Raw genomic sequence first — 13095 nt, 5'->3', positions numbered from 1 at the left:
GAGGCATCCCCTCCGCCCGGCACGAAAGCAGCAGCCGCCTCCTATGGGGTGGCTGCACGAAAGAACTGCAGACCCAGTCTGCGGACACGTAAGGAGATCGGTTCCCATGCCGAAGATGAAGACCCACAGTGGTGCTAAGAAGCGCTTCAAGCTGACCGGTACCGGCAAGCTGAAGCGTCAGCAGGCCAACCGCCGCCACTACCTGGAGCACAAGTCCTCCACCCTGACCCGTCGCCTTGCCGGCGACAAGATCGTCTTCAAGGGCGATGCCAAGGTCATCAAGAAGATGCTCGGCGTCTAAGTTCCAAGTTTTCTGGTTGCTGCCATCCGGTAGCTGCCGACTACACCAAAGCCTTCTCAGGCCGGCCGGGTTTCCGGCAGTAGCAGCTTGGGATAAGAATTTTGAAGGAGTACGCACGTGGCACGTGTGAAGCGGGCGGTAAACGCCCACAAGAAGCGTCGGGTTGTCCTTGAACGGGCCAAGGGTTACCGCGGTCAGCGGTCTCGCCTGTACCGCAAGGCTAAAGAGCAGCTGCTGCACTCGTTTGTGTACAGCTACGGCGACCGCCGCAAGAAGAAGGGCGACTTCCGTCGCCTCTGGATCCAGCGCATCAACGCTGCATCCCGCGCCAACGGCCTGACCTACAACCGCCTGATCCAGGGCCTGAAGGCCGCTGAGGTCGAGGTTGACCGCCGCATGCTGGCAGAGCTGGCCGTCTCCGACGCCAACGCTTTCGCCGCACTGGTCCAGGTTGCCAAGGATTCCTTGCCGGCCGACACCTCCGCTCCGGCCGCCAAGGCCGAGTCCGCTCCGAAGGCTGCCGCCAAGACTTCTGCGGCTACCAAGGCTGCTCCGGCAGTCAAGGCCTCCGTTTCCGACGAAGAGCCCGCTGCCAAGGCCCCCAAGGCCAAGGCTGCGAAGAAGCCGGCCGCTGAAGCTGCTGAGTAGCACGCGTAGCCTCAGTTCATGGGACAGTGGCAACTGCCACTAATGTTCTGTATATGAACGAAACCGGGCGCCCGCAAGAACTTCCGATGTCCAACCCCCGAGCCGATCGGGTCAGGGATGTCGCAAAGCTTGCAGGGCGCCCGGCCCGTTTAAAACGCGGCCGGTTCCTCGCGGAAGGCCCCCAGGCTGTTCGCGAGGCGCTGGTCCTGCACCGGGAGCGGACCGCGGCGGGGGAGCCCAGCGTCGTCCACGAAGTCTTCGCGAGCGAAAGCTGCCTTGACCGGCTCCCTGAACTGGCCGGGCTCGCCGATGGCGTTGCCTTGCGGCTCGCGAACGACGACGTCCTGGCCGCCATGGCGGACACTGTCAATCCCCAAGGGATCGTGGCCGTCTGCAGTTTTGTGGACGTCAGCCTTGAATCGGTGCTCGACGCCGGACCGCGGCTGATCGCCGTCATGTGCCAGGTGCGGGACCCCGGCAACGCTGGAACAGTCCTTCGGGCCGCCGATGCCGCGGGCGCGGATGCGGTCGTCTTGACGGCCTCCAGCGTTGACATCTACAACCCGAAGGCCGTGCGGTCCACGGCAGGTTCGCTCTTCCACCTGCCCGTTGTCCTGGGTGCGGACGTCGAGGAACTCGTGGCCCTCTGCAAGGAATGCGGTATCGGAATCCTCGCCGCGGACGGTTACGGCACCCTCAACCTGGACAAACTCCAGGATGAGAACGCGGCACGCCGTCTGGGAGCGTCGGCAGCCCTTTCCGCTTACGCACTCGAAGCACCAACGGCCTGGCTGTTCGGTAACGAGGCGCAAGGGCTTTCAGAGTCAGAACTGGCGCTTGCGGACCATCGCGTCGCCGTGCCGGTTTACGGTTCGGCGGAAAGCTTGAACCTCGGCACAGCCGCCACTGTCTGTCTTTACGCCAGCGCACGCTCCCAGCAGGGGGCCTGACGTGGCTGAACACGGCGGTACCAAGGCAATCCTGGCGGCACTTGGCGCCAACCTGGCGATCGCCGTGCTCAAGTTCGTCGCATTCGTCCTGACGATGTCGTCGTCCATGTTGGCCGAGGCGATTCACTCGGTAGCGGACTCCGGCAACCAGCTGCTCCTGCTGCTTGGCGGGAAGCGGGCGAAGCGCGCCGCTAGTCCCGAACACCCGTTCGGCTATGGCCGGGAACGTTACATTTACGCTTTCATCGTTTCGATTGTGCTGTTCAGCGTCGGCGGCCTCTTCGCGCTGTACGAATCCGCGGAGAAGTTCCAGCATCCCCATGCCATCGAAGGTGGTTTCTGGTGGGTGCCGCTGGCTGTGCTCCTCGGCGCGGTGGTGGCGGAATCCTTCTCTTTCCGGACGGCCATCCACGAGTCCAATCCCTTGCGCGGCGGACAGAGCTGGATCAAGTTCATCCGCAACGCCAAGCAGCCGGAATTGCCCGTGATTCTCCTGGAGGACTTCGGAGCCCTGCTGGGCCTCGTTTTCGCCCTGTTCGGCGTGAGCCTGACCCTCCTCACGGGCAACGGCTTGTGGGATGCCGCGGGCACGGGAATGATCGGGCTGCTTCTTGTGGGAATCGCCGTGGTGCTCGCGGTGGAGACCAAGTCCTTGCTGCTCGGCGAATCAGCCACCAAAGAGGACAACGCGCGCATCACGGCAGCCATCGAGTCCGACGGCACGCGCATCATCCACCTCAAGACCATGCACCTGGGTCCGGAGGAGTTGCTTGTCGCCGCGAAGATCAGTGTGGGCGCGGCAGATACCGGCCAGGCGATTGCCAAAGCGATCGACGACGCCGAACTCAGGATCCGCACTGCAGTGCCGATCGCGCGGGTCATCTACCTTGAACCGGACGTGGAGCGGGTGCAGGTCTAGGTCCTGCGACAGCACTATGCAGCCAGTGGCCTCTTGCGTTCCAGCCAGCCGCTGATGCCCGCGACTCCAAGTCCCAGGATTGCGAGGACAGCACCGACGAGGGCCGGGGCAACGTAACCCCAACCCCAGGCGATGACCACGCCGCCCAGGAACGCGCCAAGCGCGTTGGCGATGTTGAGGGCGGAATGGTTGAGCGAGGAAGCCAAGGACGGGGCGTCCGGTGATGCGTCGAGGAGGCGCGTCTGCAACGGCGGAACCAACATGGAGCCGATACCGCCCACGATGAAGACCATGATGAACGCGGACCACGCCCAGTGGGCTGCGACGGCGTAGGCCACCAGCGCCAACGCGATGAGCGGAAGGACCCGGTAGATGGTTCCCATGACCGACTTGTCGGCGATGCGGCCGCCGAGGATGTTGCCTGCCACCATGCCGAGACCGTAGAGGGCAACCACCAGGGGTATCAGCGCCTCGGGGATGCCGGCCACGGACGTCATGGTGTGGGAGATGTACGTGTAGGTGGCAAAGAAGCCGCCAAAACCGATGATTCCGATCAACAATGCCAGCCAGACCTGGATGCGTTTGAGGGCACCGAGTTCCCGGCGGATGCTTGCCTCGGGGTGGGCAGGCTCAAAGGGGACAAATTTCCACAGCAACACGCTGGTGACAAGGCCGATGGCGCCGACGACTATGAAGAGCAGGCGCCACCCGAAGCTCTGGCCGAGCCACGTAGCCACGGGAACTCCGATGACATTGGAGATGGTGAGCCCGCCCATGACCATCGAAATCGCCCAGCCGCGCTTGGTGGGAGCAACCAGGCTCGCCGCGATGACCGCGGCGATCCCGAAGAAGGCGCCATGGGGCAGTCCCGAGGCAAACCTCGTGATCAACATGGTTCCGTAGTCCGGTGCGATGAAGGACGTCAGGTTCGCTACGGACAGGAACAGCATGAGGCCCAAGGCAAGTTGCTTGCGGGGGAGGCGGGCGCCCAGGGCAGCGAATATCGGCGCCCCCACCACGACCCCCAAGGCGTAGGCAGAAATCAGGTTCCCGGCCTCAGGCGTGCTGATGTTGAGTCCTTGCTCGATCTCCTTGAGCAAGCCCATCATGGTGAACTCCGTGGTGCCGATGGCAAATCCACCCATGGCAAGGGCGAAGATCGCCAGCGCCACGTGGCGGTTTCCGGTCTTTTGGGAGGTCTTGCTGACAGCGGTAGTGGTCATCGTCCTGTTTCTTGGGGGTGAGTGGGAAGCCACTCGAAGGGAATAAAGCCAACTTTCAAGCTTAGTGCGCGTCTCCGGTGAATGGCCCTGAATGTGAGCACTTCCATAGGCGGAGGTGATCACCTGGCGGGCCATAGACTGTTGCGGTGACTGGACTGATAAGCGTGGCGGGCGCCGCCGTCGTCGATTCCCTTGAAAATCCGAAACGGTTGCTCGTCGCAAGGCGCAGCGCCCCACCGCAATTCGCAGGTATGTGGGAGTTCCCGGGCGGCAAACTCGAGGCCGGGGAATCCTTCGAAGACGCCCTGCACCGCGAACTGCTCGAGGAGCTCGGAGTAACCGTCCGGCTCGGAGCCGAAGTGGAACCGCAGGCAGGCACGGGATGGCCCCTGAACGAGCGGGCCGTCATGAGGGTATGGTTCGCCGAACTGCTCGACGGCGAGCCGCGTCCCCTCCAGGACCATGATGAACTCCGGTGGGTTCCGCTGGGCAACGGAGACGAGGCCTCCACGTTGCCGTGGATCCCCGCCGACCTTCCGATTGTCCAGGCGCTGCTGGAGCGGGTGGCCTCGGGCCTGCTTGGCTGAACGGGTTTGGCTAACAAAGACCTGGCTAGAAAAGAGTGGACTGGCCTGCTGTTGGTACGGAAGCCGGTGGTGACGACGCCGGCGTTTCCTTGCCGGCAGCGGCGTTCCTGTGGCTGAAACCGCTGCTTCCGGAGTAACCGTGGCGGGCCTTGAAGTAGTTGATGCGTCCACTTAGCCAGGTCCTGTATTCCTTGGAGGCATACGAGCCTTGGCCGTAGAGACGGCGGTACTTGCCGACCAGGCCGGGGTGCTGTGCCGCCAGCCACTGCATGAACCATTCCCGGGTGCCCGGCTTCAGGTACAACGCCCCGGCCGTGACGCCGGTGGCACCGGCGTCGGACAACGCGGTAAAGAGCGACTCCAGGGCGTCATCGCTGTCCGTCAGCCACGGCAGGATGGGCATGGCCATGACACCGCAAGGCAACCCGGCCTCGCGCAGGCGGCGGATGAGCTTGAGCCTGGCGCGTGGTGCGGGCGTGCCCGGTTCCACTGCCGATGCAAGGGCTTCGTCAGTCATGGCCAGCGAGATGCCCAGATCCACCGGCACTTGGCTGGAGGCGTGCTTGAGGAGGGGGATGTCGCGGCCCAGGAGGGTTCCCTTGGTGAGGATGGAGAACGGTGTACCGGAATCGGCCAAGGCCCGGATGATCCCCGGCATCAGCTGATAGCGGCCTTCTGCCCGCTGGTACGGATCCGTATTGGTGCCGAGCGCCACGTGGTGGTGGCCCCACGACGGTTTCGCGAGTTCCTTGCGCAGGACCTCTGCTGCGTTGATCTTCACGATCACTTGGGAATCGAAATCGTGTCCGGCGTCGAACTCCAGATAGGTGTGGCTCTTGCGCGCAAAGCAGTAGACGCAGGCGTGGCTGCATCCGCGGTAAGGATTGACCGTCCATTCGAAAGGCATCTGGGAACCGGACGCCACCTTGTTGAGCACCGATTTGGCGGTGACCTCATGGAAGGTGACTCCGGAGAATTCGGGGGTTGAGACGGAACGCACAAGCCCGGCCAGCGGCAGCAGTGCGTCTGTTGCTGGGGCGGCTCCGGACGGAATGCTGTTGCTGTTGTCTCCTTGTGCCGGACCACGTCGTGGTGAAAGTGCCTGTGCGTCCCATCTCATATGCTCCATTCGAATATATGTTCGAATGGTTGTCAAGGCCTGCTGAACCACGGGCTGATGAAACAGCCGGTGAAAGTCCGCGCGAGGACGGGGGAGCCGCGCGAGCTGTTGCTAGGGTAGGTGCATGATTCTGCTGACGGGGTTCGAGCCTTTCGGTGGCGATTCGAACAACCCTTCGTGGGCTGCCGTCCTCGAAGCGCAGGAAATCTTGCGCACAGAAGGACATGGAGTGGAAGCCCTCGAGCTGCCGTGCGTCTTCGGTGAATCCGCCACGGTCCTGCGCGACGCCGTCGGGCGACTTCACCCCGAACTGGTTGTCTGCGTCGGGCTCGCCGGAGGCCGGGACCGCCTCTCCTTGGAGCGCGTGGCCATTAACTGCGATGACGCAAGGATTCCGGACAACGCCGGAAACCGGCCCATCGACGAACCGGTGGTCCCCGAAGGGCCAGCGGCGTACTTCAGCACGCTGCCGGTGAAGGCCGCGCTCCGGGCACTGCAGATCGCCGGAATCCGCGCCGAAGTCTCACAGACCGCCGGGACGTACGTGTGCAACCACGTGTTCTATGCCCTCATGCACGAGCTCGCCGGAACGGCAGCGCCGCGCCCGCGAGGCGGCTTCATTCACGTTCCCTATGACGAAGCGCGGATCCCGCAGGGAAGCACCGCGCCCGGCATGGCGACGCGGGACATGGGCCGGGGAATCGCCGTCGTCGTGCGCACAGCGCTTGAGACTCCGGTGGACGCGACGCTATCCGCCGGCGCTATTCACTAAGCTGGCGCTGTTCTCTAGGCCGGCGCCGGTGAGTCCAGCTCCCACTGCACCACCACGCTCGCGGAAACAGCCGCCGATCCCGCCTCGATGGGAACGCCTTCGCCCGCGGAGGCACGCTTCATGCCGGACATCATCGGCACCGGTGATCCATGCTCCGGCCGCTGATCGATGGAGAGCACCCGCCCCAAGCGGGCGCCTGCGAGTGACGCAAAGCGGGACGCCGTCGCTTCGGCTTCCCGCCACGCCGCCGCCTGTGCCCGCGCCGCAACCGCGGAGGAATCCGTGAATCCTTGCTCGATCCCGTTGATGCGAAGGCTGTCACCGCCCGCAGCCACCGCTGCGGAGATGGCCGCGGGGGCCGCCGACGGCGGGCCGACCCGGGCGACCAGGGTGGTGGACGCAACATAACCAGTGACCTTTTGCCCCTGGTTTTCGGCCCAGACAAGTTCGGCGCGCAGATTGAGGCCGCTGGTCCGCAGATCACGTGCGGCCACGCCGTGCCCCCGCAAGGCGTCCGTGACGGCCACGGCGATCGCTCCGGCGTCGTCATAGGCCCCTTCGGCGGCGTCGCGCCTGACTTCGACGGCGAGTGTGAGTGTGAGCAGGTCGGGAACGGCTTCGGCGGTTCCTTCTCCGGTGACAGTGATGGTGCGGGCCGGTGTCATGAAGCCATGCTAGCCCCGGGCGCTGGAAGGGTGTCATGGGTTAAAGCCCCGCCGAACCCTTCTACTAGACTGGGGTTAGTGTCCGCCGGACGTGTCCGGCGAGCATGACTCCTGCTTTTGCCACGGCCCTGCCTGGTGAAGACCATTTCCGACTCGTAGCTAAGAACAGTAGATGACTGACACTTTGCCGGGCGCTGCCATCCCGAACCCTCTGGATGAAGCTGCCATCACCGCTGCCGTTGAGGAAGCCGTCGCCGCGATTGCTGCTGCATCCTCCCTCGAAGAACTCAAAGCCGTCCGCTTGGCGCACACCGGCGAGAAGTCGCCCTTGAGCCTTGCCAACCGTGAAATCGGTGGCTTGCCCAAGGAACAGAAGGCCGCCGCGGGCAAGCTCATGGGTTCTTCCCGTGGCCGCGTCAACCAGGCGCTCGCAGCACGGACCGCTGTGCTCGAAGCCGAAAACGACGCCCGCATCCTCGTCGAGGAAACCGTCGACGTCACGGCGGCACCGCGACGGCGCCGCGCCGGTGCCCGCCACCCGCTGTCCACGCTGCAGGACCGTGTCGCGGACATCTTCGTCGGGATGGGCTGGGAAATCGCCGAAGGACCCGAGGTCGAGTCCGAGTGGTTCAACTTCGACGCCCTCAACTTCAAGCCGGACCACCCGGCCCGCGAAATGCAGGACACTTTCTTCGTGGAGCCTCCCGAGGCACACCTGCTCATGCGCACGCACACTTCCCCGGTGCAGGTCCGTTCCATGCTGGAGCGCGAAGTGCCCATCTATGTACTGTGCCCGGGCAAGGTGTTCCGCACCGATGAACTCGATGCCACGCACACGCCCGTGTTCCACCAGTTCGAGGGCCTGGCCATCGACAAGAAGCTGAGCATGGCCGACCTGCGCGGCACCTTGGAGCACTTCGCCCGGCAGATGTTCGGTGACGAGGCACAGATCCGCCTGCGTCCCAACTACTTCCCGTTCACCGAGCCTTCCGCGGAGCTGGACATTTGGCACCCCGGCGCCAAGGGCGGCCCCCGCTGGATCGAATGGGGCGGCTGCGGCATGGTCAATCCCAACGTCCTGCGCGCTGCCGGCATCGACCCGGACGAGTATTCAGGTTTTGCCTTCGGCATGGGCATCGAGCGCACGCTCATGTTCCGCAACGAGGTCGGCGACATGCGCGACATGATCGAAGGCGATGTACGTTTCAGCGAGCACTTCGGGATGGAGATCTAACAGTGCGTATCCCACTTACATGGCTGCGTGAATTCGCGCAGGTTCCGGCCGACGCCACGGCCGAAGACGTCATGGCGGAACTCGTCAAGGTCGGTTTTGAGGAAGAAGCGGTCCACCGCCCCACGGACGAACTCAAGGGTCCCATCGTGGTGGGCCAGGTCCTGAGCCTCGTCAAGGAACCGCAGTCCAACGGCAAGACCATCAACTGGTGCCAGGTCCGCGTTGTCCCTGAAGGCCAGGAGCAGACCCTGACCGGCAAGGGCATCGATCCCTCCGGCGTGCAGGGCATCATTTGCGGTGCCCACAACTTCGTCGAGGGAGACAAGGTTGTAGTGACCCTCCCGGGCGCCGTGCTCCCGGGTGACTTCCACATTTCCGCCCGCAAGACCTACGGGCACCTGTCCGCAGGCATGATCGCCTCCGTCCGTGAACTCGGCATCGGCGAGGACCACGACGGCATCCTGGTGCTCTCCCGCATCGGCTTGGATCCCGAAATCGGCACCGACGCCATGTCCCTCCTGGGCCTCTACGACGAAGCCGCCGAAATCAACGTCACCCCGGACCGCGGCTACGCGTTCTCCATCCGTGGCGTGGCACGCGAGTACGCCCACGCCACCGGAACCGTCTTCACGGACCCGGCGGCCAAGGTCAACGCCCCCGCGGCGCTCTCCGGCGGCTATGGCGTCAAGCTCAACGACGACGCCCCCATCTACGGCAAGCCCGGTTGCGACCGCTTCGTGGCTCGCACGGTCCGCGGCGTGGACGCAACCCGTCCCACCCCGCCATGGATGGTCTCCCGGCTGCGTCTTGCCGGCATCCGCTCCATTTCGCTGCCTGTCGACATTTCCAACTACGTGATGCTCGAACTCGGCCAGCCGAACCACTGCTACGACCTCGACAAGCTTTCGGGCGACATCGTGGTCCGCCGGGCCGTCGCGGGCGAGAAGATCACCACCCTTGACGACAAAGTGCGTGCGCTCGACGTCGAAGACCTCCTGATCACCGACGACTCCGGTGCAATCGGCATCGCCGGCGTGATGGGGGGAGCCAACACCGAGGTTTCCGATTCGACCACCAACGTCCTGGTCGAGGCCGCGCACTTCGACGAGGTCTCGATCGGTCGCTCGCGCCGCAGGCACAAGCTGCCGTCGGAGGCGTCCAAGCGATTCGAACGCGGTGTGGATTGGCAGGTTGCCAACGTAGCTGCCCAGCGCGTCGTCGACCTCCTGGTGGAACTGGCCGGCGGGACGGCGGACGAAGCCGGCACCGACGTCGGAACGGCACCTGACGCCGTCACCATCGAGCTGCCGGCAGGCTACGCGGCCTCCCGGATCGGCATCGACTTCACGGAAGAGCAAATCACGGGTTCCCTCAAGGACCTCGGCGCCATCGTCCTGAAGGACGAAGCGAGCGACTCCTACGTGGTCACGGCACCGAGCTGGCGCAACGACCTGGAAACCAAGGAAGACCTCTCCGAGGAAATAGCGAGGCTGGTGGGCTACGACAACATCCCGGCAACCCTGCCCGTGGCCCCTCCAGGCCGCGGCCTGACCCGGACCCAGCAGCAAAAACGCCGCGTGGTCCAGGCCCTCGCCGACGCCGGGCTCACCGAGGTCCTGTCGTACCCGTTTGTCTCCAAGTCGGCCAACGACACCTTCGGCGTGGCAGAGGAAGGCGCGGCACGCACCGCCCTCAAATTGGCCAACCCGATCAGCGAGGAACATGGCTACCTGCGTACGTCCGTGCTTCCCGGCCTGATCGAGGTGGCCCGCCGCAACCACTCCCGCGGTTTCCGCGATCTCGCCCTTTTCGAGGCAGGCTCGGTGTTCCTTCCCGACGGTCAGCTCGGCACGGCATCCATCCCGCCGCTGGGAGTCAAGCCAACCGACGAGGTCCTTGACGGACTGTACGACGGCGTCCCGGACCAGCCGCTGCACATCGCCGCTGTCTTGACCGGCCATGATTCCCCGGCAGCCGCGGCCCACACCCCGCGTGCCTGGGACTGGGCCGACGCCCTGGATGTTGCCCGGCTCGTCGGCGACGTCCTCGGCGTCGAACTCGTGGTCAGCCAAGGAAGCCACCAGGCGTTCCACCCGGGCCGAGCCGCCCGGTTGGCGCTCCGCTCCGGCGACGTCGTAGGCTACGCCGGCGAGTTGCACCCCAAGCTGCTCGCCGCCCATGACATGCCGGCGCGCTCCGTTGCCCTCGAGCTCAATGCGGACGCACTGTTCGATGCCGCTCCTGACGTCATTGTCGCCAAGCACATCTCCGGTTTCCCGGTGGCCACACAGGACGTAGCCCTTGTGGTGCCGCAGGACGTTCCGGCGGACGCAGTGCTGGCGGCCCTCCGGGAAGGCGCCGGCGAACTCCTCGAAGACGTCGCCTTGTTCGATGTCTACGCGGGCCAGGGGATCGAAGACGGCAAGAAGTCGCTCGCGTTCGGGCTGCGGTTCCGTGCCTCGGACCGCACTTTGACCGCCGACGAGGCATCGGAGGCACGTGAGGCCGCCGTCGCCGTCGCCGCAGAGCGATTCGGGGCAGTCCAGCGCTGACGAACATCAACCCGGGGATCCAGGGGCTGGCTGTCCACATCCAGTCCTTGGACCCTACCGATTCCGCCGCCGTCGAAAAGATCGCGGCGGAATTGCTGTCTCCGGCCGAGACGCTTCGGGCAAACACCATGGCCCCGGCCCTGCGCCTGGAATTCCTGGCATCCAGGCTGGCGCAGCGAGACTTTGCGGCCACCCTTCTGGGTGTTCCCGCCTCGAAGCTCCAGGCGGCCTACGAGTGTCCGGACTGCGGTTCCGGTCCGGACATCGCGCATGGCCGGCCCGGATACCTGCTCGACGGCGGCCCCGCACCCTTGGCGCTTAGCGCCTCACGGTCGTCGGGCTGGGTGCTGTTTGCCGCCGTCGTACACCCCGAACCAGGGCTCCGGGTGGGCGCCGACCTGGAAAATGCCGCGGGCACGGAGTTCACCGGCTTCGACGACGTCGCCCTGACCGTGCGGGAGCGGCGCCATCTCGACGCGCTGGATCCCGCGGGGCGGGCCCAGGAGCGAGCACGATTGTGGGCGCGCAAGGAAGCCTGGTTGAAGATGACGGGCGAAGGGCTCAGGGTGGCCCCGGATTCCCTCGATGTGCTTGACAGGGCGGGGCTGTGGGACCTCGAGCTCCCGTCAAGCGCGGGCGGCCGGGATCTTCCGGCCGGACTGCTTGCCGCCCTCGCGATATCGGCACGCTAAGTCCTTGGACAGGCTGGATTTCCGGGATCAGCCGAAAGCAGGCAGCCTTGCCTGGTACAGCCACGGTTCCACGACACTTGCCGCGTCGAGCCCCGGGACGTAAGTGTTTGCCGCAGCGATGAATTCCTCCGTGGAGACGGAGCTGTGGCGCTTGGCCTCGGTCCAATGGCGCAGCAATCCGAAGAACGCTTCGTCTCCACAGGCGCGGCGGACGGCGTGGAGGGCCAGGGCCCCGCGCTTGTAGACGCGGTCATCGAACATGTGCTCCGGTCCGGGATCCCCGATCACGAGGTCCTGGGCGCCCATGTCGAGCTTGCGCCACGCGGCCCTTGCGCGGTTGGCGAGGGACATGACGCCCGCCTCTTCGGACCAGATCCACTCGGCATAGCACGCGAAGCCCTCATGCAACCAGATGTCCCGCCAGCTGCTCACGGTGAGCGAGTTGCCGAACCACTGGTGGGACAGCTCGTGGGCGATGAGGCGCTGCGCGTCCCACGATTGCTCCATGTGGTTCCGGCCGAAGATGGAGAGGGTCTGGGCCTCAAGCGGTATTTCCAGTTCGTCCTCGGTCACCACGGCCGTGTATTCGGCAAAGGGATACGGACCGAAACACTCCACAAAGGTGCGCATCATGTCGGCCTGCCGTGCCAGGCCTTCGCGGGCCTCGGTCAACAAACCGGGGGAGACCGCAACGAACTGGGGCACCGGAGCCTGCCGCAGGGCTTCGGCGTGATGGGCAGTTCCGGCGCGGACCCCACCTGGGGCGGGGCTGAGCTGGTGAAGCCGGTAGCGTCCGATTTGCACGGTGGCGAGATAGCTTGCCATCGGCTCGGCCTGTTCGTAGACCCAGGTTTCGCGGCTTGATTTCCTGCTGTGGGAGACGAGGCGGCCGTTGCAGATGGCGCGGTAGTTGTCGTCGGTGGTGATGCTGATCAAATAGCTGGACTTGTGCCGCGGATGGTCGTTGCACGGGAACCAGGACGCGGCGCCGTTCGGCTGCCCGGCAACAAGCACACCGTCTTCGAGCTCTTCCCACCCGACTTCGCCCCACAGGCCCCGGCGCGGCTTCGGGTTGCCGTCGTAGCGGAGTTCAACCGTGAAGGGCTGGCCTGCCCGCAAGGCCTCTTTGGTGGTGATCACGAGGTGTTCGCCGCGCGGGCTGAACTTCGGCACTTTCTTGCCGTCAACCAGGATTTTGGAAGCCTTCATGCCTACCAGGTCGAGGACTACGGAGTCCGTGTCTTCGAGCGTGACGCAACGGAGCACGGCGCGTCCGTTAAGCCGGTTGCTGCCCAGGCTGTAGTCCAGGTCCAGTTCATACCTCAGGACCTGGAATGCCGTGCTCCCATGGTGCAGGGTGTAGGGATCGGCGGCAGTTGTAGTGGTTCCCTGCGCTTGGGGTGTTCCGGGTTCGCTGCGGCTCATGTGCGCT

At 65.1% G+C, this 13095-nt stretch carries 13 protein-coding genes; 9 read left to right on the top strand and 4 right to left on the bottom strand.

The genetic code is table 11. From position 1 onward, the window contains the following. Nucleotides 1-106: 106 nt before the first annotated feature. The 4 genes from rpmI (at nt 107) to BMF89_RS03290 (ending at nt 2818) form a co-directional block, all read left to right on the top strand. Nucleotides 107-301: a 50S ribosomal protein L35 gene (gene rpmI / locus BMF89_RS03305; protein ID WP_059387794.1), complete on the top strand. Its 195-nt coding sequence runs from the start codon at nt 107-109 to the stop codon at nt 299-301. A gap of 117 nt (nt 302-418) precedes the next feature. Beyond that, nucleotides 419-949, top strand: a complete 531-nt coding sequence (gene rplT / locus BMF89_RS03300) for a 50S ribosomal protein L20 (RefSeq protein ID WP_078105655.1) — start codon at nt 419-421, stop codon at nt 947-949. A 53-nt stretch (nt 950-1002) separates the two neighbouring features. Further along, the gene (locus BMF89_RS03295; RefSeq protein WP_078105654.1) at nt 1003-1899 is read left to right on the top strand and encodes an RNA methyltransferase; all 897 of its coding nucleotides are present in this window, start codon (nt 1003-1005) and stop codon (nt 1897-1899) included. A gap of 1 nt (nt 1900) precedes the next feature. Beyond that, nucleotides 1901-2818, top strand: a complete 918-nt coding sequence (locus BMF89_RS03290; protein WP_078105653.1) for a cation diffusion facilitator family transporter — start codon at nt 1901-1903, stop codon at nt 2816-2818. Between the two features lie 14 nt (nt 2819-2832). Here the strand turns inward: BMF89_RS03290 and BMF89_RS03285 are convergent, their stop codons facing one another. Beyond that, nucleotides 2833-4041 (bottom strand): MFS transporter, encoded by a 1209-nt coding sequence (locus tag BMF89_RS03285; RefSeq protein ID WP_078105652.1) that lies wholly within the window; start codon nt 4039-4041, stop codon nt 2833-2835. Between the two features lie 146 nt (nt 4042-4187). On the opposite strand from BMF89_RS03285, the gene BMF89_RS03280 reads away from it, so the two are divergent. After that, entirely contained in the window at nt 4188-4628 is a 441-nt protein-coding gene (locus BMF89_RS03280) for a (deoxy)nucleoside triphosphate pyrophosphohydrolase (protein WP_078105651.1), read from the top strand. Nucleotides 4629-4653: 25 nt separating this feature from the next. Here the strand turns inward: BMF89_RS03280 and BMF89_RS03275 are convergent, their stop codons facing one another. After that, entirely contained in the window at nt 4654-5748 is a 1095-nt protein-coding gene (locus tag BMF89_RS03275; RefSeq protein WP_078105650.1) for an Rv2578c family radical SAM protein, read from the bottom strand. 124 nt (nt 5749-5872) lie between these two features. Between BMF89_RS03275 and pcp the strand changes: the two genes are divergently transcribed. After that, nucleotides 5873-6520, top strand: coding sequence for a pyroglutamyl-peptidase I (gene pcp, locus BMF89_RS03270; RefSeq protein ID WP_078105649.1), 648 nt, complete (start codon nt 5873-5875; stop codon nt 6518-6520). Nucleotides 6521-6534: 14 nt separating this feature from the next. On the opposite strand, the gene BMF89_RS03265 is transcribed toward pcp, so the two are convergent. Next, on the bottom strand, nt 6535-7185 hold the full coding sequence (locus BMF89_RS03265; protein WP_078105648.1) for an SIMPL domain-containing protein: 651 nt from the start codon (nt 7183-7185) through the stop codon (nt 6535-6537). A gap of 172 nt (nt 7186-7357) precedes the next feature. Between BMF89_RS03265 and pheS the strand changes: the two genes are divergently transcribed. The 3 genes from pheS to BMF89_RS03250 are packed head-to-tail and all read left to right on the top strand — an operon-like array spanning nt 7358 to nt 11663. After that, on the top strand, nt 7358-8419 hold the full coding sequence (gene pheS, locus BMF89_RS03260) for a phenylalanine--tRNA ligase subunit alpha (protein ID WP_078105647.1): 1062 nt from the start codon (nt 7358-7360) through the stop codon (nt 8417-8419). A 2-nt stretch (nt 8420-8421) separates the two neighbouring features. After that, entirely contained in the window at nt 8422-10971 is a 2550-nt protein-coding gene (gene pheT / locus BMF89_RS03255) for a phenylalanine--tRNA ligase subunit beta (protein ID WP_078105646.1), read from the top strand. Between the two features lie 47 nt (nt 10972-11018). After that, a complete protein-coding gene (locus tag BMF89_RS03250) occupies nt 11019-11663 on the top strand; it encodes a 4'-phosphopantetheinyl transferase superfamily protein (protein WP_253190680.1) in 645 nt (214 codons plus the stop codon). Nucleotides 11664-11690: 27 nt separating this feature from the next. On the opposite strand, the gene BMF89_RS03245 is transcribed toward BMF89_RS03250, so the two are convergent. Beyond that, nucleotides 11691-13088, bottom strand: coding sequence for a M1 family metallopeptidase (locus BMF89_RS03245; protein WP_078105645.1), 1398 nt, complete (start codon nt 13086-13088; stop codon nt 11691-11693). Nucleotides 13089-13095: the final 7 nt, after the last annotated feature.

The organism is Arthrobacter sp. SRS-W-1-2016 (assembly GCF_002009585.1).
Classification (GTDB): domain Bacteria; phylum Actinomycetota; class Actinomycetes; order Actinomycetales; family Micrococcaceae; genus Arthrobacter; species Arthrobacter bambusae_A.
This window is presented reverse-complemented; position numbering and strand designations above follow the sequence as displayed.